The following is a 26,407-nucleotide window of genomic DNA, read 5'->3' as shown; positions in this document are numbered from 1 at the left end:
CCTTCCACGACAGAATAGGAGATTTGCGATCAGGAAAGAGATCAGTTGCATGATCGAAAGTTCACGTATCCCGGGAAAGCATGATCGGCTGACGGCTTTTCTGAAGGCCTTTGCGCTCAGCGCCACGCATTGCGATTCAGCCGAGGCGGCCAATCTGCTGATCGTCGATGCCGATTGGTCCGGTCGACCGACCCATCTGCTTTACCGAGCACGGGCCACTGCCGCGCTACCGGATGGGATGACGCTCTGCGCTGCCGCCAAGGTGGATTTTGGGGGCAGCGCTAATCCGTTGGTCGGCGCATTGCCCGAGGAACTGTGCTTCGCATTATCCGACGAGCCGCAATTGCTCGGACTGTCCGAGTTGATTGTGGCGGAGGTTCAGGTCGCGCGTTGCGGTGGCGGCACCATTCAGGCGCGGCTGTGTGAAATTGTCGTCGTCCTGGCGATCCGCAAGGCGATCGCGATCGGCACCGTCAATGCCGGCTTGCTGGCAGGGCTTGCCCATCCCAAACTCCATGCGAGCCTGGTCGCCATGCATGACGACCCCATGCGGAATTGGCAGATCGTGGACTTGGCTGCCATTGCCGGTATGTCACGCGGCCCGTTTATCGCGGCCTTCAAGCAGACCATCGGGCAACCGCCCGGGGCCTATCTGAATGGGTGGCGCCTGGCGCTGGGCCGGGCTGAACTGCACGCGGGACGGAGCGTCAAATGGGTTGCCCCCAGGGTCGGGTATGGCAGCGCCGCAGCATTTTCGCGCGCGTTCTCACGAAAGTTTGGTTACCCGCCCATCCAGAGCAAGATGCAACGCTGAAGCCCTGAAGATTGCATCCAGCCAGGGCAATTGAGCGAGTGACCGATGAGAAGGCGCCTTCAGCGCAGGCGGTCCAATAGGGCCAGAAGCTGCGCCTGCTCCTCAGGGGTGAGGGGCGAGAGGGTCTCCTGGGTGATGGCCAGGGCATTGGGCATGGCCCGCGCCACCGTCTCCAATCCCGCCGGCGTCAGGGCCGCCACGAGACGCCGGCCGTCCTCGGGGTCGGGCCTTGTTTCCACCAGCCCCCGCTTCACCAGGCGATCCACCACGCCCTTGATGGTGGCGGCATCCATGGCGGTCAGGCGGCCCAGCAGGTTCTGGGAACTCGGCCCCTTCTCATGCAGCTTGGCGAGCGCCGCCCATTGGGTGGGGGTCAGGTCCTCGCCGATGCGGGCGCCGAAAATGGTGGTGTGCCGTTGCGTCACCTGGCGGAGGAGGAAGCCCACCTGGGCGTCCAACTGGTAGGAGGGCCCGCGGGCGTGTGGGCGCGCGGTGGCCTTTGGCTTGGTGCTCACTCCCCGCCCTCTTTCTCGGCACGCCGGCCCGGCGCTTGGCCTGCGGGCCGACCATTCCTGTCTGCACTTGGAGACGGCGCACCGGGGCGCTCACGCCCCCGGTTCATCCGGCTCCCGATCCGGCGGCCCTGGCGCCGCCGTTTGGATGACATCCGGCGACGGGAGCGGCAGGCGCCCTCACACCGCAAGATAGGCGTCGCGGATTTCCGGGTTGGCCTCCAGCTCCGCCATGGTCCCGGAAAAGCGCATCCGCCCCTTTTCGATGATGTAGGCGCGATCCGAGATCAGCTTGGCAAAATGAAGGTTTTGTTCGGAAATCACAACGCTGATGCCATCGCGCTTCATGGTGAGGATGGCGTCGGCCATCTGCTCCACGATCTTGGGGGCGAGGCCCTCGGACGGCTCGTCCAGAAGCACGAGGGACGGGTTGCCCATGAGGGTGCGCCCGATGGTGAGCATCTGCTGCTCGCCCCCGCTCATATGGCCGCCCGGCCGGCGGCGCATTTCGCCCAGATTGGGGAAGAGCTTGTAGATGCGCTCGGGCGTCCAGGCGGCAACGCCTGAGCGTGGCGGCTGGCGGCCCACTTCGAAATTCTCCTCCACCGTCAGCTCGGTGAAGATGCGCCGGTCCTCGGGCACATAGCCCAGCCCCCGGCGGGCGATCTCAAAGGTGGGCAAGCGGGAAATGTCGGCGCCGTCGAAGCGGATCTGCCCTGAGCGGTCGGCGACCAGCCCCACCACCGAGCGGAAGGTGGTGCTCTTGCCCGCGCCGTTGCGGCCGAGCAGCGCCACCACTTCGCCCGCGCCCACCTCGAAGCTCACGTCGAACAGGATATGGGCCGGGCCGTAATGGCTGTTGAGGCCGGTGACTTCGAGCTTCATGCGGCGCTCCCCTCGCGGTGGCGGGCGTCATAGAGCAGGCCCTCGCCCAGATAGATGGCGCGCACCTGAGGGTCCTGGCGCACCTGTGCGGGGGTTCCGGCGGCGATCAATTCGCCCCGGTTCAGCACCATCACCCGGTCCGCATGCTCGAACACCACATCCATGTCGTGTTCGGTGAAGAGCACGCCAATGGATTTCTCCCGCGCGATGGCGGCGGTGAGGCGCATGAGGTCCACGCGCTCCTTCGGCGCCATGCCGGCGGTGGGCTCGTCCATGAGCAGGAGGCCGGGGTCGTTGGACAGGGCCACCGCCAGCTCCAGGCGCTTCAGGTCGCCATAGGCCAGTTCCCCGCAGGGCCGGCCCGCCTGGGCCTCCATGCCCACCATGGCCAGCAGCCGGTCGGCCTCGGCCCGATGGGCGGCGCCGGCATAGCCGAGCGGCGACCAGGCCCGCTTATGGAAGGACAGAAGCGCCACCTGCACGTTTTCCCGCACCGTCATGGAGGGGAAGGTGGCGGTGATCTGGAAGGTGCGGCCGACGCCCCGCCGCCACACCGCACGGGGCGGCAGGCCGACAATATTCTCGCCCTTCAGCCGGATGGCGCCGCCATTGGGGCGGATCTGGCCGTTGAGCATGTTGAAGCAGGTGCTCTTGCCCGCGCCGTTGGGGCCGATGAGGGCCAGGATCTCCCCCGCCTCCAGCCCGAACGAGACGCCGCGCACCGCATGCACCCCGCCATAGGACTTGGCGAGCTTTTCCACTTCCAGCAGACGGGTCATCGGGCCGCCTCCGCCTTCTGGGCGCCGAGAGGCGCGGTTTCCGTGCCGGTGCCGTCGGGCGCCTTGGGTCGCCCGCGATGGCGCAAATCCTCCAGGAAGCCCACAATCCCCTTGGGAAAGGCCACCACCAGGAGCACGATCACGGAGCCCAGCACCAGCTTGGACAATTCCGTCTTGCTGATGAGCCAGATGGACAGCGCCTTGTAGACGAGCGCGCCCACCACGCCGCCGGACACCGTCTCGATGCCGCCCAAGAGCACCATGACCAGGCCGTCCACCGAGATGGGAATGGCGAGATTGTCGGGGAAGACGGAGCCCTTCAGGAAGGCGAACAGCGCACCGGCGATGCCCGCGAAGGTGCCGGCCACGATGAAGGCCACCCATTGCGTGCCGTTGCGGTCGAGCCCCACCGCCTCGGAGCGCAGGGCATTGTCGCGGGCGGCGCGCAACGAGAAGCCGAAGGGCGAGAACACCAGGAGCCGCAGCACGCCGACGCCCAAAGTCACCACCGCCAGCACCATCCAGAAGAAGGGGGCGGGGCGCGACGCCCAGCCGGCGGGCCAGATGCCCAGCATGCCATTGTCGCCGCCGGTCACTTCCACCCACTGGAACGCCACCGACCAGGTGATCTGGGCGAAGGCGAGTGTCAGCATGGCGAAATAGACGCCCGACAGGCGCACGCAGAACCAGCCGAACAGCACCGCGCCCACAAGCCCGAGGAACGGGCCGACCAGGAGGGCCACCTCCATGGGCGCGCCCGCGAGCTTGACCATGAAGGCCGCGCCATAAGCACCGAGGCCGAAATAGGCCGCATGGCCAAAGGAGGCGAGGCCGCCCACCGTCATCAGGAAGTGGAGGCTCGCGGCGAACAGGACGAAGATGAGGATCTCCGACCCTACGGTCAGCGCGTAATTGCCAAGGAAGAAGGGCAGGCTTGCCGCCACCAGCACCGCCGCGCCCACCGCCAGGCGCTCGGCTTGCGAGAACGGGCGCCAGGGCCGCACGGACAGGCCGATGGCCGAGCGCTGCGGGCCTTCCGGCTTGCCGAACAGGCCGTAGGGCCGGATCACCAGCACCACCGCCATCACCAGGAAGACCAGCACCAGCGAGATCTTCGGGAAGATGAGGATGCCGAAGGCATTCAGCTCGGACACCAGCACTGCGGCGATGAAGGCGCCGGTGACCGAGCCGAGGCCGCCGATTACCACCACCACGAACACGTCCACGATGATCCGCAGGTCCATGGAATGGCTGACCGCATCGCGCGGGATCTGGAGCGCGCCGCCCAGCGCTGCCAGGAACACGCCCAGTGCGAAGACGCTGGTGAACAGCCATTTCTGGTTAACGCCCAGCGCCGCCACCATGTCGCGGTCTTGTGTTGCCGCCCGCACCAGCACGCCCCAGCGGGTGCGGTGGAAGACGATCCACAGGAGGCCCAGCACCGCCGGGCCGAGGCCGATCAGGAGAAGATCATAGGCCGGCACCATCTGGCCCATGATGTCCACGGCGCCCCGGAAGCCGGGGGCGCGGCGGCCCATGAGGTCCTCTGGACCCCAGATCAGGATCACGATGTCCTGCACCATCAGCGTCACGCCGAAGGTGGCGAGCAGTTGGAAGAGCTCCGGCGCCCGGTAGATGCGGCGCAGGAGCACGATTTCCAGCAGGGCGCCGAGCACCGCGATGACGAGCGCGGCAATGACGATGCCGCCCCAGAAGCCGAACGTGCCCGAAAGCCGCTCGGTGAGCGTGTAGGCGAGGTATGCGCCCAGCATGTAGAAGGCGCCGTGGGCGAAATTCACGATCCGCGTCACGCCGAAGATGATCGACAGGCCGGAGGCGACCAGGAACAGCGAGGCTGCGCTGGCAAGACCTGTCAGGGCCTGGACGACGATGAAATCCACGGCATGGCCTTTCGTTGTGACGTCAGGTTCGGAGGGGCAAAGCGCGCCCTCGATGGACCGGGCCCATCCTTAAAAGAGCCGGTCGGCGATCAGAAAAGGTCAGGGATCAGCAACCGGTGAGCGTCATGCCCGGGCTTGTCCCGGGCATCCACGCCTCTCCCTTGTGCCCGCACCTGGCGGAGCCCCGTGGATGGCCGGAACCCGCATATTTGCGGGTTCCGCAGGCAAGACGACAGTCGTCAAAGGACGACTTTCGGACAAGCCCGGCCATGACGTGGCCTTGCCCAGGCGCGGGCGGAGGGGAGGTGCCGGCCCGGAGGCAAGCCGGGCGGGCGGTGCCGTCGCCTGACGCTTTAGCGTCCTGTCAGTTCTGCGGACGCAGCTTCTTCACTTCCTCGTCGGAGGGCAGGTAGGCGGCGCCGTCGCGATAGACGGAATCCACCATCACGCCCTTGCCGTCCTTCACCGAGGTCTTGCCCACGAAGGCGCCCAGCGTCGACTGGTGGTCGATGCCGCGGAAGACGATGGGGCCGAACGGGGTGTCCAGCGACAGGCCCTCGGCGGCGGCGATCATCTTGTCGGTGTCGGTGGAGCCGGCCTTGGTGATGATGGCGGCCGCCGCCTTCATGGTCAGGTAGCCGACGATGGAGCCGAGCCGGGGATAGTCGTTGAACTTGGCCTGGTAGGCCTTCAGGAAGGCGTCATGGGCCGGCGACTTCAGGTCGTACCAGGGATAGCCGGTGACGATCCAGCCTTCGGGAGTCTCCTCCTTCAGCGGGTCGAGATACTCAGGCTCGCCGGTGAGCAGGCTGACCACCGTGCGGTCCTTGAACAGGCCGCGCGTATTGCCCTCGCGCACGAGCTTCACGAGGTCGGGGCCGAAGGTGACGTTGAAGATGGCGTCCGGCTTGGCCGCCGCCACCGCCTGCACCACCGCGCCGGCGTCGATCTTGCCCTGCGGGGGCCACTGCTCGCTCACCCACTCTATGTCCGGGCGCTTGGCGGAGAGCAACTGCTTGAACACCTGGACCGCCGACTGGCCATATTCATAGTTCGGCGCGATGGTGGCCCAGCGCTTGGCGGGGAGCTTGGCCGCCTCTTCCGCCAGCATGGCGGCCTGCATGTAATTGGAGGGCCGCAGGCGGAAGGTGTATTTGTTGCCCTTCGCCCAGGTCATGGCATCGGTGAGCGGCTCGGCCGCCAGGAACAGGATCTTCTTCTGCGCGGCATAGTCGGCCACGGCCAAGCCGATATGGGAGAAGAAGGTGCCGGTGAGCATCACCACATTGTCGCTGGAGACCAGCTCGTTGGCTGCGGTCACCGCATCGGCGGGCTTGCCGCCGTCATCCTTCGAGATGACCGTGAACTTCTTGCCCAGCACGCCGCCGGAGGCGTTGATTTCCTCCACGGCCAGCTGCCAGCCCTTGCGATAGGGCTCGGTGAAGGCGGGCAGGCCGGAATAGGAGTTGATCTCCCCGACCTTGATCTCCTGCGCCACGGCCCGGCCGAGGCCGGTCGCAAGCACAAGGGCCGCCAATGCTACTGAAATCGACGTCTTCATGCGATCGTCCCCTCTGGTTATTCGACGTACCGCCGCTCTGCTGGTGCCGAACCCGGCGCCAGTCTAACGCAACCCGTCCTCTCCTTTGATGTCTTCCGCCTTCAATCCCCCGATACGGGGCAGGGGGCGGCCGGATGTGGTGACGGCGACCGCCACCACGATCTCGTTGGCGCGCGGCGCGTCCGGCACGGTCACCTGCATGCCGTCGAAATGACTGCGCACATAGGCCGCGTCCTTGTGGCCGAGCGGGATGTCGAGCTCGGCGCCGAGCCCGCCCCGGCGCTTGGAGGAGGGGATGAGCGCCGCCCCCTTGCCCAGCACCTTGCGCACGGGCGTGCCCATCTTGGGATGGAGCAGCGCGGCGGCATGCTCCAGTTCGCCATTCTCGCCCACCAGGGCCGCCTTGCCGTAGGACTGGGCGTCGGGGCCGGCAATGCCCAGCGCCGCCACGGCCTTTTCCGCCAGCAGCCCGCCCAGTTCCTCGCCCATGGCGATGAGGGGGGAGAGGTCCTCCTCATAGCGGCCGGCAAAGGGATTCTCGATCACCGCCACCGCCGCCGCGCGCTTGGCGGGCTGGGGAACGGGGCGGCCCATCTCGGTGAGGGTTTCTTCCACCACCACCAGGATCTTGCGGATCTTCGCGCTCATCGCAGGCCGTCCTCCCCCTTGATCTTGTCGGCGGCCAGTCCCCCGACGCGGGCGTGAACGCGCGGGCCGCAGGTCATCACCAGGACGAGCACGATCTCGTCGGCCTTGGGGCCATCCGGCACGCCCACTTCCATGGCGTCGAAATGGCTGCGCACATAGGAGGCGTTCACATGGGTCACGGGCACGTCGAGCCGGGTGCCGGGGCCGCCCACCTTCTTGCTGGAGGGCACGATGGCCTTGGCATCGCCCAGGATCTCGCGCATGGCATAGCCGCCGGGCACGTGCCACAGGGCCCCATGCTCCAATTCGCCGGCGGTGCCGATGATGGCGCCCTTGCCGTAGCCGTCCACCGCCGCCTTGTCGCCGCCCAGCGCCTTCAGGAGGTCGCCGGCCATGGCGATGCCCAGCGGAGTGAGGTCATCCATGAAGCCGGCAATGTCTTCCACATAGCGGCCGGCAAAGGGATTCTCGATCACGGTCAGGATGGCGCCGCGCTTGCGCGGCACGGCGGCCACCGGCCCGCCTTCGTGCAGGATTTCCTCCAGGATGAGCAGGCGCTTGCGGATCTTCACGTCAGGCATGAGACGGCCCTTGTTGTTGGCGGTGCGCGAGGGGATGGCCGGCCGGGGCCGGGAGAGGGGCGTTCAGATTCAGCTGCGGCCCTGTGCCGGCGCTCTCGCCCTGGAGGTGGAGCGCGGCGGCCTGGATGAGGCCCCGGCGGACGAGGTCCTGCGCGCGGGCAAGGCCCGCCTCCAGTGCGCCGGCGCGTTCGGCGGCGGAAAGCTCCGGCACCGCGCGCGTGACAAGGCGGTCGCCAAGGTCGCTGTCGGGCTGGAGGTGAGACGCGGGCACCCGCAGGATGCCCGGATGGCCCGGCAGGTCCACCGCATTGGCGATGATGGTGGCCGCCGCATCGGCGCCCGAGGCGGTCGCGGCCAGGACCGTCACCGCATCGGCGATGCCCAGCGAGAAGCTGCGCCCCCGCCAGCCGCTGGTGGCGACGCCCCGTACGGGGTCGGCGGCCTGGAGCAGCGCCGTGCCCACGATGCGCGGCCGGTCCGGCCGGTCCACAAGGCCGACCGTGAAGCTCGCGCCCGCCTCCAGATGGAGGGCGATGTCGCCGCCATTGTTCACATAGGCGCGGGTCAGGCCCGGCCGCACCATGGCGGCCAGCACTTCCTGCGCCACCGCGCCGGCCACCGCCGCCATGGGGGTGATGAAGTGCGCGCCGGCAAAGGGCCGCACCGCCTCCCACATGCGCCGGGCCACAGTGCCCTGGAGGCGCGAGGCCTCCGGCGTGGCGGCCGCTCGCAAGGCCGGAAGTTCGGCGCACAATTCGTCCAGCAGGCCGGCAAAGCGGGCGGCCGCCGCCGCATAGGCCCCCTCCACCACACCGTCCGGCCCGTCCGCCTCGATCACCAAATCGATGGGGCCGTCCTGCAAATGCAGGCGCCGCCCATCGGCCAGCCGCGCCACCTGGGGGGCGCGCGGAGCGGTGGGGAGGGGGCGGGCGTGCGTCATGGCGTCACCCGTGGGAGCGCTTGGCGCCTTCGGGCGCCAAAGGCCAGGGATTGTCCAGCAGCGGCGCCAGCGGCAGCAGGCCCTCATGGCCGCGCACGCTTTCCACCGGGCGCACCTCCGCCATATGGCCGCCGAGGGCCTCATAGTCGGAGAGCTTCAGCGTGAATTCGATGGGCGCCACCAGGGCCGGGGTCGGCACATAGCCGAAGGCGTTTTCCGGCAGGCGCGTCACGTCCACCATGAAGGTGATGCCGCCGCCGGGATAGACATAGACCGGCGCGCCGCCGCTGGTGACATAGGTCAGCGCATCCTTCACCGACTTGGTGAGGCGCACCGGGTTCTCCGTGACGCCAGCCCGCAGGGAGCCGCCGGCCCCCGCCATGAAGAGGACCGTGGACAGAGCCGGCTCGCAATTCTCCTTCACCCGCTCGGCAGAGGCGGCCAGATCCGGCGGCAGCGGCTTCTCCACCGGCAGGAGGGCCTCGTCCAGCTCGAAGTAGGCGCTGTGTTCGCCGGTGGTGGAGATGAAGAAGAGGCGCAGGCCCGGCCAGGCCACCTTTGGGTCGAAGGGGCCGATAATGGCGAGGGGATCGGTGAGATTGGTGCCGCCCCAGCCGGTGCCGGGCTCGGCCACCTGGAAATAGCGGCCGGGGGTGGAGCGGCGGCCCTTCATCTTGATGCCGGTATCGGGAATGTCCAGCAGCTTGCCGGCCTGGTGCTCGGACAGGACGCCGGTGATGTGGTCGTCCACCACCACCACTTCGTCCACCTTGCCGAGCCACTGCTTGGCGAACATGCCAATGGTGGCCGAGCCGCAGCCCACCCGCATGCGCTCTTCCACGACGCCATTGACGATGGGCGGCTTGCCGGCCTGCACCACCACGCTGGCGCCGCCGTCGATGGTCAGTTCCACCGCCTTGCCGTTGCACAGGTCCAGCAGGGCATCGCAGGTGACGCGGCCTTCCTTCTTGCCGCCGCCGGTGAGGTGATGGACACCGCCCAGCGAGAGCATCTGGGAGCCGTATTCGCTGGTGGTCACATGGCCCACCGCCTCGCCCTGGGCGCGCACCGTGGCCTGCTCGGGGCCGAGATAGCGGTCGGTGTCGATTTTCACCTTCACGCCGCAATAGCTGAAGATGCCCTCGGTGACGACGGTCACCATGTCCACCCCCTCCACCTGGGAGGAGACGATGAAGGGTGCGGGCTTATAGTCGGGATAGGTGGTGCCGGCGCCGATGGCGGTGACGAAGGTCTCGGGGCTGGAGAGGATCTTGCCGTCCCAGTCGTCGCCCCGGCTGAAGGGCACCACCGTGCCGCCCTGGGCGAGGGTGCGGTCCAGCACCACATGGGGGTCGACGCGGACCAGCTCGCCCGCATGGTTGGCATAGCGGTCGCAGGCGCCCGTCATGCCCGGCTTGATGTAGCACATGACCGGGCACGCATCGCAGCGGATCTTGGCGTCCGCCGGGCTTGGTGCTGGGGCTGTGTCGTCGCGCATGGCGGGGCTCCGGGCATGAAGCTGGGCAGGCGGACCTGCGGCTCAGTTCATATGTGTACTAATGAAAATGAAGATGGGCCGCAGTGTCAAGCACAAGGAAGAGGCATGCTGCTTTATAGGGCGCTCATCTTGGCGGCAGCGGACGGAACCGTTCCGCCCGCGCCCGGTGCAGATGCCGTCAGGCCTTCACGAGGAAGGGCACGCGGGTCGCCGGCGGCGTGTTGCGCGAGCGCTCCGTGCGCACGATGCCGTCGATGATGGTCATGCCGATGCCCGGCAAATCGCCCAGCTGGATGCTCTCCAGCAGGCTGGTGCCGGCCGAATGCTGGGCTGTGTCCATGATGACGAAGTCGGCCGAGCGGCCCACTTCGATGATGCCGCAGTCCAGCGCCCGCATGCGCGCGGTGTTGCCGGTGGCAAGGCACAGGGCCTGTTCCGCCGGCAGGTCGCCCAGCGAGGACAGCAGCGAGACCATGCGCAGAATGCCCAGCGGCTGCACGCCGGAGCCGGCGGGCGCGTCGGTGCCGAGGATCACGCGGTGGAGGTCGCCCATCTCGCGGGCGACGCGCAGCGTATAGAGGGCGGCGCGCTCGTTGCCATTGTGCACCAGTTCCAGGCCGCGCTTGCAGCCCTCGCAGATGCAGCGGATCTGCCCGTCGGGCAGCGCCGTGTGGCCGCCATTGATATGGCCGACCACGTCGGTGTCCGCCTCCAGCACCACGTCCTTGTCGATGAGCCCGGAACCGGGAATGGAGGGGCCGCCGGTGTGGATGGTGGACTGGATGCCGTATTTGCGCGCCCATCCCACCATCTTGCGGGCGGTGGGGCCGTCCTTGACGCCGCCGAGGCCCACTTCGCCGAGCAGCTTCACGCCGGCGGCGGCCAGTTCCTTGAAGTCCTCCTCCACCATCTCATGCTCGATGACGGGGGCGCCCGCATGGATCTTCACGCCGCCGGGCCGGAAGGCGGTAAAGGTGCGCTGGGCGGTGATGGCCAGGGCCTTGACCCCGATCACGTCGCGGGGACGGCCGGGATAATGCACCTCGCCCGCCGAGATCATGGTGGTGACGCCGCCATGGAGGAAGCTGTCGATCCAGTTGAGCTGCTGCTGGCGGGGCGTCCAGTCCCCCGCCACCGGATGCACATGGCTGTCGATGAGGCCGGGGGTCACCGCCGCGCCATTGGCATCCACCGTGGTGGTGGCGCCCTCGGTGTCCACGTCCTTCAGGCGCCCGATGGCGGTGATGCGGCCATTCTCGGCGACGATGGTGTCCGCATCGAGGATCGGCTTTTCCAGATCGCCGGACAGCAGAAGGCCGATATTGCGGATGACGAGCTTGGTGGGGCCGGCGGGGCCGCCCGGGGCATCATGGGCCATATTCGGGTTCCTGGAAGGCTTGTTTTATTTGTAAGCATACGAATGTTACGCCCGGTCCCAAAACTTGGAAAGCAGCCTTTGGGACCGGGCAGGACAAAAATTCAGCGCTCGGCGAAGGCCTTTTCCAGCACAAAGTCGCCGGCTTCCCCGTTGCTGCCTTCCTCGAAGCCGCGCGCCTCCATCATGTGGCGCAGCTGCACCATCATTTCCGGCGAGCCGCAAAGCATCACGCGGTCGGTCGCCTTGTCCAGCATGGGCAGGCCCACATCCTCGAACAGCTTGCCGGTCTCGATCAGGTCGGTGATGCGGCCGCGATTGCGGAAGGGCTCGCGGGTGACAGTGGGGTAATAGATGAGCTTGGCGGAGACCTCTTCCCCGAGCAGCTCATGGGCGGACAGGCCGCTGACGATCTCTTCTCCATAGGCCAGCTCCGCCACCTCCCGGCAGCCATGCACCAGCACGATCTTCTCGAACCGCTCATAGGTCTCGGGATCGCGGATGAGGGCGAGGAAGGGGGCAAGGCCGGTGCCGGTTCCCAGCAGATAGAGGGTGCGGCCGGGCTTCAGATTGTCCAGCACCAGGGTGCCGGTGGCTTTCCGGCCGATGATGATGGGATCGCCCTCCACCACATGCTGGAGGCGGGAGGTCAGGGGGCCGTCAGGGACCTTGATGGAAAAGAACTCCAGCGTGTCCTCGTAATTGGGGCTCACCACCGAATAGGCGCGCAGCAGCGGCCGGCCGTCCACCTTCAGGCCGATCATGGTGAACTCGCCATTGCGGAAGCGGAAGCTGGGATCCCGCGTGGTGGTGAAGCTGAACAGGCGGTCGGTCCAGTGGCGCACGCTGAGGACGCGCTCTTCCATCAAATTGCTCATGGGACTTCCGGGCAGGTTCGGGGCCGTGTCGGCGGGGTGAAAATTTGTTTGTATACTAATGAAAATGGATGCGGGCGGCCTTGTCAATTGCCTTGCCGGCCAAAGGCGGGGGCCTGACCCTAGGTTTTTTGCGATGCGGGTGTCAGTGGGCCACCTTCATGGCCCGCAACTCCGTGACACGCGCCTCCAGGCCCTCCCAGGCGGGCGCCTCGGGGGCGAAGGTGGCGCGGATATAGCGGGCGAGCGCCGCCACCTGGGTGTCGTCCAAGGCATCGCGGAAGGCGGGCATGTCGCCCAAATCCCGGGCGGCGGGGGAGGGGATGCCGTCCAGGATCACCCGGATGAGATTGTCCGGCCGGGCCGCGTGCACATTGGTGTTGAGGGAGAGGGCCGGGCGCACGCCGAACAAGGTCGGCCCCTCCTGCGCATGGCAGGCGGCGCAGGCGCCCTCATAGAGCTTGCCGCCCAGCGTATCGAGGGGGCGAAGACGGGCCTGCGCCTGCGCTTCCAGCTCCGCCGCCCGCGCCGCCGGCTCGGCCACCGCCGGGCCGGAGAAGGAGGCAAGATAGGTGGCCATGGCGCGGATGTCGGCGTCGGGAAGACCAGCCAGTTCCTGCACCACCGGCGCCATGGGGCCGGCCGCCGTGCCATGGAAGCGGGAGAAACCCGTGCGCAGATAGGAGAAGAGCTCGTCCTGCGTCCAAGGAATGGGCGCGGCGGACAGGCTGGTGAGAGCGGGGGCCTCCCAGCCATCCGCCCATCCGCCGGACAGGTGCGCGGCCCCCGTCTTCTCGGCGCCCAGCGCATTGCGCGGCGTGTGGCAGGCGCCGCAATGGCCGAGGCCCTCCACCAGATAGCGCCCGCGATTCCACTGGGGGGCTTGCGTCGGGTCTGCTTCCAATTGTCCTGGCGTCAGGAACAGCGCGTTCCATCCCGCCATGAGGGGGCGGATGTTGAGCGGGGCCATCATGCGCGCCTCAGGCGTCGGCGCGCGCACCGCCGGCTGCGACATGAAATAGGCGTAGAGGGCCTGGAGGTCCGTGTCCGAGGCCTTGGTGAAGGAGGGGTAGGGGAAGGCGGGGTAGAGATGCCGCCCATCCCGCGAGATGCCCTCCCGCATGGCCCGCTCGAAGGCGGCATAGGACCAGCGGCCAAGGCCCGTCTCCGGGTCGGGCGTGAGATTGGTGGAATAGACGGTGCCGAACGGCGTCTCCAGCGCCCGCCCGCCGGCATTCTCCACGCCGCCGGGCACGGTGTGGCAGACCGCGCAGGCGCCCACCGCCGCCAATTGGCGGCCACGCGCGATCATGGCGGCGGAGAAGGAGGCCGGATCGGGCGGCGCGATGGGCGCGATGGCGCCGCGCAGGGGCAGGGCGACGGCGGCCATGCCGAGCGCGCCCGCAATGGTCGCGCCGGCGAGCGCGAACCAGTTGCGCTTGGCCTTTTCCGGCCGGGGCGGCTTCGGGGGCGCAGTGCCGGCCAGTGCCGCGCGCACCTTGTCGGGCGTGAAGGGCGGCTCGCGCAGGCGCACGCCGGTGGCGTCGAAAATGGCATTGGCGATGGCGGCGGCTGAAGGCACCGAGGCGGATTCCCCACTTCCCAGAGGCGGGTCGTCCGGCCGGGGCATCAGAACCACATTGATGACCGGTACCTCGGGGAAGGTGAGGATGGGATAGGCGCCCCATTCCCGGCTTGTCACCGCCGTCTCGCCGAAGCCCACCTCTTCCTTCAGCGCCCGGCTGGTGGACTGGATGACATTGCCGTGGATCTGGTGCTCGATGCCCGCCGGGTTGATCATGAGCCCGGAATCCTGGCCCACCGTCACCTTGCGCACGGCCACGTCGCCGGTGGTGGTGTTCACCTCCACGTCTGCCACCCAGGCGGACCAGGCGGCGCCATAGCCGGGAAACTTGGAATGCACATAGAGCGCATAGGCAAAGCCCTGCCCGCGCACAATGTCGCCTTCCACGCTCTCGCGCCGCGGCCCGGTGCGATGGACCCATCCGGCGCGATCCGCCACTTCCTTCACCAGGTCGACGGCGCGCGGGTCGTGCAGGTGGCGCAGGCGATAGTCCACCGGATCGACGCCGGCCTCGGCGGCCAGTTCGTCGATATAGCTTTCATGGGCGAAGGAATTGGGGAGGGCTGACACACCCCGCAGCCAGGCCGCCCGCACGATGGGCGCCATGTCATGGGCCACCACGCGCATATGGTCATAGTCATAGGGCGGGATGGCGGTGCGGTCGCCCATCTCGAAGACGGGATTGTTGGCCGCCACCCGCCCGGTGAGCAGCAGCGCCAGGGTGACGGCGGCGTTGGAGGGGTAGCGGGTGGAAAAGTCGTAGGCCGCCGGCGTGCCGTCGGCATTCAGCCCGCCGCTGACCTCCATGAGCTGGGCCGCGCCCTTGGGCTCCCAGGCATGTTCCTGCTCGCGGGTGAGCTGCACCCGCACCGGGCGCCCCACGGCCCGCGAAAGCAGCGCCGCATCGGCCGCCACGTCATCCGCGCAATTGCGCCCGTAGCAGCCGGCGGCCTCGAAGCGGATGATGTCTATGTTCGCTTCCGGCAGTCCCAGCAGCACCGCGATGTCGGCGCGCAGCGGATAGGGGTTCTGCGTGCCCGCCCAGATGGTGGCGCCGTCCTTGCCCACGTCCGCCACGGCGCAGGATGGGCCGATGGAGGCATGCATCTGGTAGGGCCAGGCATAGGTCCGGTCCATGGGGTGGGCGGCGGCGGCGCGGGCGGTGTCCACATCGCCCCGGTCGAGGAGCAGACGGGGTGTGCTGGGATTGGCGCGCAGGGCCTGCGCCACGTCGGAGAGATCCGGCAAGGGCGGGGTGGGCTTCCACTGCGCCACCAGCTCGCGCGCGGCCTGGGCGGCCTGCTCTTCCCGCTCGGCGACCACGCCGATGAAGTCGCCCATGGTGACCACCGCCACCACGCCGGGAATATGGGCGATGGAGGCTTCCTCCACCTTCAGGAGGCTGGTGCCGATGAAATCGCCCGCATCGATGCCGGCATAAGGCGGGCGCACCACGCGGCCATGGAGCATGCCGGGCACCCGCACGTCATGCACATAGGTGAACTGGCCGAGCGCCTTGGCGGGAATGTCCACGCGCGGCACGCGCTGGCCGATGACGCGATGCTCCGACACGGGCTTCAGCGCCACCGCGTCCGCCAGCATCAGCCGCTCGGTGCGGCCCGAAAGGAGCGTGGCGTAGGACAGGCCCGCATTGCCGCCAGCCTTGGGATGGACGATGCCCTCGGTGACGGTGAGGTCTTCCGGCGCCACGTCCAGCGCCTGCGCGGCCAGCGCCACCAGATGATGGCGCGCCTGCGCAGCCGCCCGCCGCAGCGGGGTCGCCGAGACCTGGATGGTGTCGCTGGCAATGGTGGCGCCCTGGTTGGGCGTGCCCCCGGTATGGCCGAGCACCATGGTGACGCGATCCAGCGGCACGTCCAGCTCTTCGGCCACCATCTGGGCGAGTGCCGTGCGGATGCCGGTGCCGAGGTCCACATGGCCGTTGAAGGCGAGGATGCGGCCGGTCTCGTCGAGGAACAGGAAGAGGTCCAGCGCCCCCTCGGCCGGTGCCGCGGTGCGCACCAGCCCGCCCACCACCTGCGCGGGGCGCAGCACGGCAAGAGTGCCCGATTGGGTGAGCAGGGCCTTGGGATCGGCGATCGGCTCGCTCATGGGGCCGCCTCGCTGTGGGCGAGGCGCTCCGCCGCCAGCAGCACGGCTTTCAGGATTTCCACATGGGTGCCGCACCGGCACAGATTGTGCCGCAGGGCCGCGCGCGCCTCGTCTTCCGAGGGGGTGGGCGTGCGGGCGAGAAAGGCGACGGTGGTCATGATCATGCCGTTCAGGCAATAGCCGCACTGGGCGGCCTGCGCGGCGATGAAGGCGGCCTGGACCGGATGGGGGGCCTCAGACGTGCCGAGGCCTTCCAGCGTGACGATCCGGCGACCCTCCGCACTGGCGAGGCGGGTGACGCAGGCCCGCGTCGCCACGCCGTCCATCAGCACGGTGCAGGCCCCGCATTCGCCGAGCCCGCAGCCGAACTTCGGGCCGTTGAGCGCGAGGTCGTTGCGCAGCACATAAAGGAGCGGCGTGTCGCCAGGCAAGGCGAGGGTGTGCGCGGTGCCGTTCACCGTCAGTTTCACCGGAGCGGGCATGTCCCGGCCCCGCGCGCGGCACAACGATGCTGTTGCCGCGCATGGGCATGCGCGGCCCCGTTCCCCTGAAATGACATGCTCCGCCCCTCTGGTTGTCGGCGGCGCGGGAAATCGTGAATTGCTTCCCGTCGATTAGATTGTTTCTACACGAATGATTATTGTCAAGCGCACCCCCCATCCGCGCGAATGGGTTTGCGTGCTGCGTGTCGGGGTCAGGCGGAAGTGCGGGCCGCCGCCGTCCGCCACTTGCGCTCCAGGCGCGCCATGAAGGCCTTGGGCTTGCGGTGGAAGAGCCGGCCGTGGGTGCGCTTGGCCTCGCGGACCAGTTGCGCCTGATGGGCCCGGCCCGCCTCCTTGAGGCGGTCACGGAGGGCGTCGGGCAGCGCGTCGGGGGCCTGCGCGTGGATCTGCTCCACCACGCCGCCGAGCGCCTCGATGTCCTGGCAGGTGCCCAGCAGCTCGCGCAATTCCTGCACCTGGCCCGCCCGCAGGGCGCCAATGCCGCCATGGAGCTTGGCAAAGAAGGAGAGCTGGTAGCGGTGCGTGACCACGCGCTTGCGCAGGTCATGAATATGTTCCGGCGTGTCCCAGTGGGCGGCGGCGCGGGCGCGGGCATAACCCCGTCGCAGGCCGCCCATGAGGTCCGCCTCGAGAATGAGCGGGTCGAGCGTGCTGGCATGGATGGCCCGGGCCTCGGCCACCCAGCGGATGAGGCCAGACAGGCCCGCGGTGGCATCGCCTGAGGCGGTCTCGTCGCTGCCGATGAGGGGGAGGAGCACGCCGAGGTCGGCGTCGTCCAGGCGGTCGGCACCCCGCAGCACCTGGAGCGCATCCCGCGCCGCTTGCCGGTCCCGGGTGGCGGACAGGGCGCGGGAGGCGTCCCCCGCCGCCCGGCGGGCCGCGCGCGCCTCTTCGCCTGCGATGAGGCGCAACAGGGCGCGATATTCCTTCACCGCCTTGCGCACGTCATGGATGCCGGTGGTGCCGGCCTCGGCCGCAAGCGTCCGCTCGATCTTGCGCAAGGTGCGGTCGATGCGCTCCACCAGGGCGCGGCGGGCATCGGCGGGCGAAGGGATGTTCCGGGCCGCAGAGGGGCTGAGCGGCGCGGACGAGGGGGGCTGGCTCTGGCTCATGGGCGCAGTCTCGCACAAAGCCCTGGCTTCGTCTGCCCGGCGCCCAGCCTCGGTGGCGATCCGCCGGATGTAGCGCTTTTCCAAATTGAAATAACTAAAAACTGGAACCTGACGTAGTTTAGCATATGTCTAATTCGTATCTATTTGTTGCTTATTGATGTCCAGGAAACCTTTAGCATAGAAGGGAACTGAGGCGACGTTACGACAAGCCATTGCATTTTTAGATTTTGATGGAGTGTGGGGATGGGTTCGGCTGGATTTTCTGGAGGCATCCGCGCGTCCAAGCATGCGGATGCAGGCCGTTTGGGCCTTTTGGGGCCGCTACATCTGGGCGTCGGCATGGCCTCGGCCATGGCTGGCCCCGCGCTCGCCCAGCAGGCGGGTGCGGCGGGGGAAATCGAATTGCCCACCGTGCAGGTACAGACGGACACCGGCGGCTATGTGGCCACCACCACGGGCGTGACCCGCTTGCCGGTGCCGCTCTTCGACATGCCCCAACAGGTGAATGTGGTCACCCAGGAGGTGATCCGCGAGGAGAATGCCACCACGCTCGAACAGGCGCTGCGCAACATTTCCGGCATCACCTTCTCCGCCGGCGAGGGCGGCACCCAGGGCGATGCCCCCATCATTCGCGGCTTCTCCGCCCGCGGCGACATCTTCCGGGACGGCATCCGGGACACCGGCTGGTACACCCGCGACATGTTCAACATCGAGGCGGTGGAGGTCTTCATGGGGCCGTCCTCCTTCGCCTTCGGGCGCGGGTCCACGGGCGGCGTCATCAATATGGTGTCGAAGCTGCCGAAGGACGCCACCTTCGTGGAAGGTGACGTGACCGGCTATACCAGCCAGGGCTGGCGGGCGACGCTGGATGCCAACGGCAAGGTCAATGACAACATCTATGCCCGCATCAATGTGATGGCGCAGGATGTGGACACCGCCGACCGCAACAATGTGAACGCCACCCGCTGGGGCGTAGCGCCCTCGATCACCGTCAATCTGAGCGACAAGACCACACTCACGGCGTCCTATTACTACCAGCACGAAGACAGCGTGCCGGACTATGGCGTGCCCTACCTGCCGCAGCCGACGCTGAGCGCCAATCCCGCGACTTTCGGGCAGCCCGTGGGCGGCTATTACGGCAATGGCCAGGCCACGCCGCCGGTGCCGGTCAATCGCTCCAATTGGTACGGCGTGACCAACGGCCCGTTCCGCGATCGCCTGCTCACCGACACCAATATGGCGACGCTTATCATCGAGCATGAGCTCAATGACTTCGTCACCCTGAGCAACAGCACCCGCTACACCTCCAACGACCGCAACGCCACGGTGACGGCGCCGCGCAGCCTGGGCCCAGCCAACAACACCGCCTTCACGAGCCCGCTCCCGGCGGCCTATTACAATTATCCCGTCGGTGCCATGACCATCGGCATGCAGCGGTTCAACACCGTCACCGATAACACCCAGCTCACCAACCTCACGGACATGGTGGCGAAGTTCAAATGGGGCACCTTCGAGCACACGCTCAATGCGGGTATGGAGCTGACCAAGGAAACCCGCGACCAGTGGCGCACCAATCTGTGCAGCCCCACCGCCGCCATGTGCCGAACCTCGCTTGCCTATCCCATCAATGTATCGCCCACCGGAGGCGTGGGCGGATTTGCCACCTATCTGCCGTCCAACAACAATACGGACATGACGGACGTCGCCTTCTATGCGGGCGACCAGATCAAGATCAACGACCAGTGGCAGGTGATGGGCGGTGTCCGCTGGGACATCGCGGATACCACCTATAATGCCTTCACCAATGCGGGGGTGGTCTCTGCGCTCCAGAACAGCGAAAGCCTGTTCAACTATCGGCTGGGCGTGGTATATAGCCCCGTCAAGACCGTCAATCTCTATGTGACCTACGGCACCTCTTCCAACCCCTCCTCGGAATATGGCGTGCTGGAGACGGGCACCGTCACCCTGGCCCCCGAGAGCAACAACACGCTGGAAGCGGGCGTAAAGGCGGAAGTCCTCGACGGCCGGGTGACGCTCACCGGCGCCGTCTTCCGCACCATGAAGACCAACACCCGCGTGCCCACCGATCCCGCCGCCAACCTGCCGCCCACCGTGCTCGGCGGCGAGCAGCGGGTGCAGGGCATTTCGCTCAGCGCCGGCGGGGCCATCACCAAGCAGTGGAACCTCACCGCGAGCTACACCTATCTTCAGTCGGAGATCCTGTCGGTGGGCTCCAACCCCACCATCGCCAGCCTCCAGACGGTGGGCAAGGAACTGCCGAACACGCCGCCCAACTCCTTCTCGCTGTGGACCACCTACGACATCACGCCCCAGCTGACCGTTGGCGGTGGCATCACCTATGCGGACGATACGTTCGCGAACGCCAATAATACGGTCTATGTGCCGTCCTATTGGAACTTCGATGCCATGGCGAGCTACCAGATCTCGAAGAATCTCCAGCTCCAGCTCAATGTCTACAACCTGACCAACGAGCTCTATTACGCCCAATATTATGGTGGCCACGCGGTGCCCGCCGCCGGGCGCTATGCCTCGCTGACGGCGCGCGCCACCTTCTGAGCGCCCGCCCGAAAATCCCGCCCGCGCCGGCTCCCCGGCGCGGGCTTTGTCGTTTGGGATGCCCCGCCATGATGATCCATATTCCCAATGTGCTGAGCCGCGAGCAGGTGTCGCGCTGTCGCCAGGTGATGGACCGCGCCGCCTGGGCCGATGGCCGGGTCACGGCCGGCTTCCAGTCGAGCGCGGTGAAGCGCAACCTCCAGCTTCCCGATGGCGGGCCGGAAGCGGCGGAACTGGGCGAGATGGTGCTCACCGCGCTGGAGCGCTCGCCGCTCTTCATGTCGGCGGTGCTGCCGCGCCGCGTCCTGCCGCCCATGTTCAATCGCTATGAGGAGGGCATGACCTTCGGCTCCCATGTGGACAATGCCATCCGCACCTTGCGCGGCAGCGGCGAGCGCATGCGCACGGATGTCTCCACCACGCTCTTTCTCTCCGACCCGGACGAGTATGACGGCGGCGAACTGGTCGTGGAGGACACCTATGGCACCCATGCGGTGAAGCTGCCGGCGGGGGATGCCATCATCTATCCCGCCACCTCGCTCCACCATGTGACGCCGGTGACGCGCGGCGCGCGCGTGGCCTCCTTCTTCTGGACGCAGAGCCTGGTGCGGGACGTGACGCGCCGGGCGCTCCTGTTCGACATGGACATGGCCATCATCCGCCTGAACCACGACGTTCCGAACCATCCCTCCGCCGTCCAGTTGACGGGCGTCTATCACAACCTCCTGCGCCAGTGGTCGGAGGTCTAGGACCGACGTAATGGGGGGAGGCGGCATAGAGGTTTCCGGCGCATCGGCCAAAAAAACCTCCCGTTGCGTCCACGCTTTACCCCTTCTTCACTCCGCCCCCCGACACTGCCCTCGTGTTCCGCGTAGCGTATGGGAATGCGATATGAGTGTGGTGCGTAAAGGGGCGCCCGTCCGGGCGCCCCGCCAGTCTCGGGTGAAGCCGGACACTGCCGTTGACCCTTCGAGCCTGGATCGCATCCTCATCGGCGATTGCATCGCCCAGATGGCGAGCCTTCCACCCCGATCGGTGGACCTGATCTTCGCCGATCCGCCCTATAATCTTCAGCTCCAGGGCGAACTGAAGCGTCCCGACGAAAGCCGAGTGGATGCGGTGGACGACGACTGGGACCAGTTCGAGAGCTTTTCGGCCTATGACGCGTTCACCCGCGCCTGGCTGCTGGCCGCCAAGCGGGTGTTGAAGCCCACTGGCACGCTGTGGGTGATCGGCTCCTATCACAACATTTTCCGTGTCGGCGCGCTGATGCAGGACCTGGATTTCTGGATCCTGAACGATGTCATCTGGCGCAAGTCCAACCCCATGCCCAATTTCCGCGGCCGGCGCTTCACCAATGCGCACGAGACGCTGATCTGGGCGGCGCGCGATCCCGGCGCCAAGGGCTATGTGTTCAATTATGAGGCGCTGAAGGGCGGCAATGAGGATGTGCAGGTCCGTTCGGACTGGCTGATCCCGCTCTGCACCGGCCATGAGCGGCTGAAAGACGCCCAGGGCCGCAAGACCCATCCCACCCAGAAGCCCGAAGCGCTGCTGGCCCGCGTGCTGCTCTCGGCCTCCCGGCCGGGCGATGTGATCCTAGACCCCTTCCTGGGCTCGGGCACCTCTGCCGCCGTGGCCAAGCGCCTGCGCCGGCGCTTCATCGGCATCGAGCGCGACGAGACCTATGCCCAGGCCGCGCAGGACCGCATCGATGCGGTGGAGCCGCTGCCCGAATCCGCCCTCATCGCCCCGCCCAGCGCCCGCGAGGCGCCGCGCGTCGCCTTCTCCGCCCTGGTGGAGCGCGGGCTGGTGACGCCGGGCCTGGAACTCACCGATTCCAAGGGCCAGGTGCGCGCCGTGGTGCGTGCGGACGGCACCATTGCGTTGGCCAACGCCCAGGCGGTCGGCTCCATCCACCGCATGGGCGCCCTCGCCCAAGGGGCGGAGGCCTGCAATGGATGGACCTTCTGGCACGTGGAACAGGAAGGTCGCCGCCATCCCATCGACGTGCTGCGCGCCCGCCTGCGCGAGGAAATGGGCGTGCGCTCTGAGTGAGTGGCAGAAGCCATACGTGATACCGGCGCGGACGATGCTGAACGCCTCGTCCGCAGTGGCGTTCAAGGGGGCGGGCCTCGGTTGATTGGCCGGACCTTCGTTCAGCACGAACGTCCTGCTGCAACTGTCTACATAACGATCCTTCAGTCTTCAGGGGCCATCGATCGGCACCTCGGCGCTGCCGCCGAGCCTGCGCCGGCCATGGCGCTCGTCGCGCGGCCCCGCGCTGCGGGCCTATCCGACCAGATGGCTCAGCACCTTCCGCATGACGGAGGGGAGGGCTTCCGCTTCAAAGCCCTCGGGGCGCACCCATCGGCACCCCAAGGGAGCCGGCGCCGCGAGGGGGATGTCGGCCCGCAGGATCTGAAGCGTGAGCGAGAAGTGCGTGAACACATGCTCCACCCGGCCAGGCAGGCGCCGCCACCGGGCATCCAGCGGCGCGTGTTCCTCAGGATCGGCCAGGTCTGCCGCCCAAGGTGTGGACGGCACCTCGGTCATCTTCGCCAGGAGGCCGTTGTCGGGCCGGGTGCGCAGCAGCACCGCGCCGTCAGCCCGCACGGCGAGGAAAGCGATGCCCTGCCGGTGGGGCTTTTCTCCCTTGGGTGCCTTGACCGGATAGCGGGCGGGATCACCCGCCGCGCGCCCGATGCAGGGCGCCATCCAAGGGCAGAGGCCACAGGCGGGAGACTTGGGCGTACAGATGGTGGCGCCCAGATCCATCATGGCCTGCGCGAAATCGCCCGGCCGCTGGCGCGGCACGAGCGCGGCGGCACGGGCGCGGATCTCCACTTTGCCTTTGGGGAGAGGTGTGTCGATGGCATAGAGCCGGCTCACCACCCGCTCGATATTGCCGTCCACGGGCGAGGCCGGCAGGTCGAACGCAATGGCGGCGATGGCGGCGGCGGTGTAGGGGCCGATGCCCGGCAGGTCCAGCAGCGCCGCCTCGTCGGCGGGAAAGCGCCCGCCATGGCGGGCCACCACTGCCTTCGCGCAGGCATGGAGATTGCGTGCGCGGGCATAATAGCCGAGCCCCGCCCAGGCGGAGAGGACCTCTTCCAGGGGGGCGGCGGCAAGGTCCGACACCTGAGGCCAGCGCCGCAGGAAATCCACGAAATAAGGCCCAACCGCCTTCACCGTGGTCTGCTGGAGCATGATCTCCGACAGGAACACATGGTAGGGATCGGCGGTGCGCCCTTCCTCTGCGCGCCAGGGCAGGCGGCGGCGGTGGCGGTCATACCAGGCCAGCAGGGCCGCGGGGTCCGGCGGTGCCTTCTGTGCGGTCGGAGACGGGGATAGGATGGCGCGCGTCATGGGCGGCACCCTGACCGGGGTCGGCGCGGCCGGCAAGATGTCGTGTGCGGCGGCATGGTGTGCGATCCGCAGGGAAAGGATGAGGATGAGGAAGCCCTTCGGTCCCCGGCCCCTGGCCGACTTGGTCGGCCCCACCATTGCAGATGCCTGCGGACGCGCCGGGTTTTCCACCGTGGAGATCGTCACCCATTGGGACGAGATTGCCGGCCCCGAGCTTGGCCCCCGCTCCATGCCGCTGAAGCTGCAGTGGCCGCGGGATGGCAATCAGGAGGCGACCCTGGTGGTGCGGGTGGAAGGGCCCTATGCCATCGAGCTGCAATATGCGGCGCCCCAGATCGTGGAACGGATCAACACCTATTTCGGCTGGCGCTGCGTCACCCGCATCGCGCTGCGCCAGGGGCCGGTGCCGGCCCGCCGTCTGCCGCCCCGGCCGGTGGAGCCCGACCCCGCCTTGGTGGCGCAGGCGCGGCAGGAGATCGGGACGTTCGAGAATGAAGGGCTCGCCGCCTCCCTTGCGCGGCTCGGCGCCCTGGTGCGGCGCGAGCGCCGGAAATCTTGAACGCGCGCGCATTGGCGCCCCAAGAGCGCCATGTTAAACGCCCACGTCTGATCCTTGAGGGATAACGCGGTGCCGGCCGGTGGCCGGGCATTCTGCACGGGGCGGACGGTGATCGACCGAGACGAGGGACAGCCCCTTGGGCGGATCGATACACCCGGCTGCGGCGCCGTGGGCTTCCTCTGGGACGGCCTGGAAGCGGCCGTCACGCGCTTCCCATGTTCGGAGAATTCCATGCTGTTGCACCGTCGCCGGTTCCTGAAGGGCGCAAGCCAGATCGCTTTGTTCGCGGCGATCGCCGGTCCCCTGGCGCACCTGTTGGGCGCGGTCACCCCCGCCAACGCCCAGACCGTCGAGCAGGCCAAGCTGATGGACCCGGCGGCGAGCCCTCTGCCGGTGCAGGCGCTGGGCAATCCCTCCGCGCCCGTGACCATCGTGGAATATGCCTCGCTGACCTGCAGCCATTGCGCCGCCTTCCACGCCAAGACTTTCCCGACGCTGAAGTCGAAATATATCGACACCGGCAAGGTCTATTTCATCCTGCGCGAATTCCCGTTCGACCCGGTGGCCACCGCTGGCTTCATGCTGGCCCGCTGCATGCCGCAGGACAAGTATTTCCCCATGGTGTCGAGCCTGTTCGACACCCAGAAGAGCTGGGCCTTCAGCCCCAATCCGGCGCAGGGCCTGCTGGCGGTCTACAAGCAGGCCGGCATGACCGAGGCGGATTTCGAGAAGTGCCTCACCGACAAGGACCTGGCGGAGAAGGTCCAGGCCAGCGCCCAATATGCCAACAAGGAACTGGGCGTGGATTCCACCCCCACCTTCTTCATCAACGGCAAGAAGGTGTCCGGCGCCCTCTCGCCGGAGGATCTGGACAAGGAACTGGCGCCCCTGCTGCAGGGCAAGTGATCGGGCGCTTATCGGGTCCGGCGCGATCCGGCAAAAAGCGAGTCGCGCCAAAGGGGTTTTCCCCTGTGCGGGGCTGGCGAATGGCGGTCTTTGCGGCCCGGGGGCGTTGACAAGACGTCCCCTGGCCCGTATCACGCCGGCTCGTTCCATCAAGACGTGTCGACGAGCCGCGCGGCAAGCGCGCCGCGGTCGGCCGAAGGCTAGTGTGTCATGAAGATCCGTAATTCGCTCAAGTCGCTCATCGGTCGCCACCGGGACAATCGCCTGGTGCGCCGCAAGGGCCGCATCTACATCATCAACAAGACCCAGAAGCGCTACAAGGCGCGCCAGGGTTGATGATGCCGGCCTGACGGCCGCCGCGTCCGCCTTATCGAGCGTTCGTGATTTCAGCCGCTCCGCCCGAAAGGGACGGGGCGGTTGACGCTTTTGCGGGCGCGGTCGACACTGGCGCCATGCGCCGTCTGCCTGCCATGCCGCACCGCTTGTCCCGTCCTGCCCGCCCGGCCGCTTGGCGCCGGTTGCCAGGGCGCATGGTCCTGGCCGCCACCCTCTGCCTCCTGCTGGCGCCGGCCACCCTGGCGCAGACCACCGGCCCGGGCGCCCGCTCCGGCGCTCCCGAGGCAAGCGGGCCGCGGGAAGGGGCGGCCCCCCGCGCGCGTCCCCCGCGCGACCGGCGGGCGCAACTGGATGCCCTGTTCGAGGCGCTGAAGATCGCCCCCGATGACGAGAGCGCCAAGGCGGTGGGCAACCGCATCGATTCCATTTTCGCCCAGTCCGGCAGCGCCAGCGCCGATCTCCTGATGGCCCGCGCCGAACTGGCGGCGGAGGCCAAGGAATATGACCTGGCGGTGGAGTTGCTGAACTCCGTGCTGGTGATCGCGCCCGATCACCTGGGCGCGCTGGCCCGCCGCGCCACCATTTTCTACGTTCAGGATGATTACGGCGATGCCCTCGCCGACATCAGCGAGGTGCTGGCCCGCGAGCCGCGCCACTACACCGCTTTGTTCGGCCTCGCGCTCATCATGCGCGAGATGGGCGACGACAAGGCGGCCCTCGCCGCCGCCCGCCGGGCGCTCGCCATCAATCCGCATCTGGACGGAGCCAAGGACATGGTCAAGGAACTGGCTGTGACCGTGGATGGTCGGGACATCTGATTCCGCCAGAGAAAGACTAGGAAATACAAAGTAAGATTATGTATTTCCGTGTCGTCTTATCTTATTCATATCGCGGCATTTCTTGATTTTTGATTGCGCCGGGCTTGATTTCAAGCGCTGGGATGCGGCATTGTCTGTGGCGAGCACAGGTGGCGCCAAGA

Annotated in this window: 23 protein-coding genes; 8 read left to right on the top strand and 15 right to left on the bottom strand. The window is 67.6% G+C overall.

Translation table 11 applies throughout. The features are described 5' to 3' along the window. Window positions 1-49 precede the first annotated feature (49 nt). Window positions 50-814 carry an AraC family transcriptional regulator gene (locus ACT54L_RS03790; protein ID WP_476084199.1) on the top strand — a complete coding sequence of 255 codons (765 nt, stop codon included), beginning with the start codon at window positions 50-52 and terminating at the stop codon, window positions 812-814. A gap of 59 nt (window positions 815-873) precedes the next feature. On the opposite strand, the gene ACT54L_RS03785 is transcribed toward ACT54L_RS03790, so the two are convergent. The 14 genes from ACT54L_RS03785 to ACT54L_RS03720 form a co-directional block, all read right to left on the bottom strand. After that, window positions 874-1,329 carry a MarR family winged helix-turn-helix transcriptional regulator gene (locus ACT54L_RS03785; RefSeq protein WP_476084198.1) on the bottom strand — a complete coding sequence of 152 codons (456 nt, stop codon included), beginning with the start codon at window positions 1,327-1,329 and terminating at the stop codon, window positions 874-876. 177 nt (window positions 1,330-1,506) lie between these two features. Then, window positions 1,507-2,211, bottom strand: a complete 705-nt coding sequence (locus ACT54L_RS03780) for an ABC transporter ATP-binding protein (RefSeq protein ID WP_476084197.1) — start codon at window positions 2,209-2,211, stop codon at window positions 1,507-1,509. Beyond that, window positions 2,208-2,990, bottom strand: a complete 783-nt coding sequence (locus ACT54L_RS03775) for an ABC transporter ATP-binding protein (protein ID WP_476084196.1) — start codon at window positions 2,988-2,990, stop codon at window positions 2,208-2,210. The genes ACT54L_RS03780 and ACT54L_RS03775 overlap by 4 nt, the downstream gene beginning before the upstream one ends. Further along, the gene (locus ACT54L_RS03770; RefSeq protein ID WP_476084195.1) at window positions 2,987-4,891 is read right to left on the bottom strand and encodes an ABC transporter permease; all 1,905 of its coding nucleotides are present in this window, start codon (window positions 4,889-4,891) and stop codon (window positions 2,987-2,989) included. Before ACT54L_RS03770 ends, ACT54L_RS03775 begins: the two co-directional genes overlap by 4 nt. 364 nt (window positions 4,892-5,255) lie before the next feature. Then, window positions 5,256-6,452 (bottom strand): ABC transporter substrate-binding protein, encoded by a 1,197-nt coding sequence (locus ACT54L_RS03765; protein WP_476084194.1) that lies wholly within the window; start codon window positions 6,450-6,452, stop codon window positions 5,256-5,258. Between the two features lie 63 nt (window positions 6,453-6,515). Then, the gene (locus ACT54L_RS03760) at window positions 6,516-7,100 is read right to left on the bottom strand and encodes an amino acid synthesis family protein (protein WP_476084193.1); all 585 of its coding nucleotides are present in this window, start codon (window positions 7,098-7,100) and stop codon (window positions 6,516-6,518) included. Next, on the bottom strand, window positions 7,097-7,681 hold the full coding sequence (locus ACT54L_RS03755) for an amino acid synthesis family protein (RefSeq protein ID WP_476084192.1): 585 nt from the start codon (window positions 7,679-7,681) through the stop codon (window positions 7,097-7,099). The genes ACT54L_RS03760 and ACT54L_RS03755 overlap by 4 nt, the downstream gene beginning before the upstream one ends. Beyond that, window positions 7,674-8,621: a UPF0280 family protein gene (locus ACT54L_RS03750; RefSeq protein ID WP_476084191.1), complete on the bottom strand. Its 948-nt coding sequence runs from the start codon at window positions 8,619-8,621 to the stop codon at window positions 7,674-7,676. Before ACT54L_RS03750 ends, ACT54L_RS03755 begins: the two co-directional genes overlap by 8 nt. Window positions 8,622-8,625: 4 nt before the next feature. Then, complete coding sequence (locus tag ACT54L_RS03745; RefSeq protein WP_476084190.1) at window positions 8,626-10,119, bottom strand: 6-hydroxynicotinate reductase; 1,494 nt, start codon at window positions 10,117-10,119, stop codon at window positions 8,626-8,628. A 178-nt stretch (window positions 10,120-10,297) separates the two neighbouring features. Next, window positions 10,298-11,497 carry an amidohydrolase family protein gene (locus tag ACT54L_RS03740; RefSeq protein WP_476084189.1) on the bottom strand — a complete coding sequence of 400 codons (1,200 nt, stop codon included), beginning with the start codon at window positions 11,495-11,497 and terminating at the stop codon, window positions 10,298-10,300. A 101-nt stretch (window positions 11,498-11,598) separates the two neighbouring features. Next, window positions 11,599-12,372, bottom strand: a complete 774-nt coding sequence (locus tag ACT54L_RS03735; protein WP_476084188.1) for a ferredoxin--NADP reductase — start codon at window positions 12,370-12,372, stop codon at window positions 11,599-11,601. A gap of 142 nt (window positions 12,373-12,514) precedes the next feature. After that, complete coding sequence (locus ACT54L_RS03730; RefSeq protein ID WP_476084187.1) at window positions 12,515-16,066, bottom strand: molybdopterin cofactor-binding domain-containing protein; 3,552 nt, start codon at window positions 16,064-16,066, stop codon at window positions 12,515-12,517. Beyond that, window positions 16,063-16,548 carry a (2Fe-2S)-binding protein gene (locus ACT54L_RS03725; protein WP_476084186.1) on the bottom strand — a complete coding sequence of 162 codons (486 nt, stop codon included), beginning with the start codon at window positions 16,546-16,548 and terminating at the stop codon, window positions 16,063-16,065. Before ACT54L_RS03725 ends, ACT54L_RS03730 begins: the two co-directional genes overlap by 4 nt. A gap of 212 nt (window positions 16,549-16,760) precedes the next feature. Continuing rightward, window positions 16,761-17,681, bottom strand: a complete 921-nt coding sequence (locus tag ACT54L_RS03720; protein ID WP_476084185.1) for a CHAD domain-containing protein — start codon at window positions 17,679-17,681, stop codon at window positions 16,761-16,763. Between the two features lie 339 nt (window positions 17,682-18,020). Between ACT54L_RS03720 and ACT54L_RS03715 the strand changes: the two genes are divergently transcribed. From ACT54L_RS03715 to ACT54L_RS03705, 3 genes are all read left to right on the top strand, one after another. After that, window positions 18,021-20,258, top strand: a complete 2,238-nt coding sequence (locus ACT54L_RS03715) for a TonB-dependent receptor (protein ID WP_476084184.1) — start codon at window positions 18,021-18,023, stop codon at window positions 20,256-20,258. Between the two features lie 68 nt (window positions 20,259-20,326). After that, the gene (locus ACT54L_RS03710) at window positions 20,327-21,007 is read left to right on the top strand and encodes a Fe2+-dependent dioxygenase (protein ID WP_476084183.1); all 681 of its coding nucleotides are present in this window, start codon (window positions 20,327-20,329) and stop codon (window positions 21,005-21,007) included. Between the two features lie 142 nt (window positions 21,008-21,149). Next, window positions 21,150-22,316, top strand: coding sequence for a DNA methyltransferase (locus ACT54L_RS03705; protein ID WP_476084182.1), 1,167 nt, complete (start codon window positions 21,150-21,152; stop codon window positions 22,314-22,316). A gap of 234 nt (window positions 22,317-22,550) precedes the next feature. Here the strand turns inward: ACT54L_RS03705 and mutY are convergent, their stop codons facing one another. Next, a complete protein-coding gene (gene mutY / locus ACT54L_RS03700) occupies window positions 22,551-23,627 on the bottom strand; it encodes an A/G-specific adenine glycosylase (protein WP_476084181.1) in 1,077 nt (358 codons plus the stop codon). Window positions 23,628-23,712: 85 nt separating this feature from the next. On the opposite strand from mutY, the gene ACT54L_RS03695 reads away from it, so the two are divergent. The 4 genes from ACT54L_RS03695 (at window position 23,713) to ACT54L_RS03680 (ending at window position 26,246) form a co-directional block, all read left to right on the top strand. Further along, a complete protein-coding gene (locus tag ACT54L_RS03695) occupies window positions 23,713-24,186 on the top strand; it encodes a DUF721 domain-containing protein (RefSeq protein WP_476084180.1) in 474 nt (157 codons plus the stop codon). 231 nt (window positions 24,187-24,417) lie between these two features. Then, entirely contained in the window at window positions 24,418-25,092 is a 675-nt protein-coding gene (locus ACT54L_RS03690; RefSeq protein WP_476084179.1) for a DsbA family protein, read from the top strand. Window positions 25,093-25,302: 210 nt separating this feature from the next. Next, window positions 25,303-25,428, top strand: coding sequence for a type B 50S ribosomal protein L36 (ykgO, locus tag ACT54L_RS03685; RefSeq protein ID WP_476084178.1), 126 nt, complete (start codon window positions 25,303-25,305; stop codon window positions 25,426-25,428). Between the two features lie 194 nt (window positions 25,429-25,622). Then, a complete protein-coding gene (locus ACT54L_RS03680) occupies window positions 25,623-26,246 on the top strand; it encodes a tetratricopeptide repeat protein (protein WP_476084177.1) in 624 nt (207 codons plus the stop codon). Window positions 26,247-26,407 lie beyond the last annotated feature (161 nt).

This window comes from Aquabacter sp. DMC10 (assembly GCF_056314145.1).
This window is presented reverse-complemented; position numbering and strand designations above follow the sequence as displayed.

Coding starts and splice junctions, on each gene's coding strand:
- mutY (WP_476084181.1), bottom strand. CDS start 23,627: ATGACGCGCGCCATCCTATCCCCGTCTCCGACCGCACAGAAGGCACCG.
- ACT54L_RS03710 (WP_476084183.1), top strand. CDS start 20,327: ATGATGATCCATATTCCCAATGTGCTGAGCCGCGAGCAGGTGTCGCGC.
- ACT54L_RS03680 (WP_476084177.1), top strand. CDS start 25,623: ATGGTCCTGGCCGCCACCCTCTGCCTCCTGCTGGCGCCGGCCACCCTG.
- ACT54L_RS03790 (WP_476084199.1), top strand. CDS start 50: ATGATCGAAAGTTCACGTATCCCGGGAAAGCATGATCGGCTGACGGCT.
- ykgO (WP_476084178.1), top strand. CDS start 25,303: ATGAAGATCCGTAATTCGCTCAAGTCGCTCATCGGTCGCCACCGGGAC.
- ACT54L_RS03765 (WP_476084194.1), bottom strand. CDS start 6,452: ATGAAGACGTCGATTTCAGTAGCATTGGCGGCCCTTGTGCTTGCGACC.
- ACT54L_RS03755 (WP_476084192.1), bottom strand. CDS start 7,681: ATGCCTGACGTGAAGATCCGCAAGCGCCTGCTCATCCTGGAGGAAATC.
- ACT54L_RS03715 (WP_476084184.1), top strand. CDS start 18,021: ATGGCCTCGGCCATGGCTGGCCCCGCGCTCGCCCAGCAGGCGGGTGCG.
- ACT54L_RS03775 (WP_476084196.1), bottom strand. CDS start 2,990: ATGACCCGTCTGCTGGAAGTGGAAAAGCTCGCCAAGTCCTATGGCGGG.
- ACT54L_RS03750 (WP_476084191.1), bottom strand. CDS start 8,621: ATGACGCACGCCCGCCCCCTCCCCACCGCTCCGCGCGCCCCCCAGGTG.
- ACT54L_RS03745 (WP_476084190.1), bottom strand. CDS start 10,119: ATGCGCGACGACACAGCCCCAGCACCAAGCCCGGCGGACGCCAAGATC.
- ACT54L_RS03690 (WP_476084179.1), top strand. CDS start 24,418: ATGCTGTTGCACCGTCGCCGGTTCCTGAAGGGCGCAAGCCAGATCGCT.
- ACT54L_RS03780 (WP_476084197.1), bottom strand. CDS start 2,211: ATGAAGCTCGAAGTCACCGGCCTCAACAGCCATTACGGCCCGGCCCAT.
- ACT54L_RS03705 (WP_476084182.1), top strand. CDS start 21,150: ATGAGTGTGGTGCGTAAAGGGGCGCCCGTCCGGGCGCCCCGCCAGTCT.
- ACT54L_RS03730 (WP_476084187.1), bottom strand. CDS start 16,066: ATGAGCGAGCCGATCGCCGATCCCAAGGCCCTGCTCACCCAATCGGGC.
- ACT54L_RS03740 (WP_476084189.1), bottom strand. CDS start 11,497: ATGGCCCATGATGCCCCGGGCGGCCCCGCCGGCCCCACCAAGCTCGTC.
- ACT54L_RS03720 (WP_476084185.1), bottom strand. CDS start 17,681: ATGAGCCAGAGCCAGCCCCCCTCGTCCGCGCCGCTCAGCCCCTCTGCG.
- ACT54L_RS03725 (WP_476084186.1), bottom strand. CDS start 16,548: ATGCCCGCTCCGGTGAAACTGACGGTGAACGGCACCGCGCACACCCTC.
- ACT54L_RS03735 (WP_476084188.1), bottom strand. CDS start 12,372: ATGAGCAATTTGATGGAAGAGCGCGTCCTCAGCGTGCGCCACTGGACC.
- ACT54L_RS03695 (WP_476084180.1), top strand. CDS start 23,713: ATGAGGAAGCCCTTCGGTCCCCGGCCCCTGGCCGACTTGGTCGGCCCC.
- ACT54L_RS03760 (WP_476084193.1), bottom strand. CDS start 7,100: ATGAGCGCGAAGATCCGCAAGATCCTGGTGGTGGTGGAAGAAACCCTC.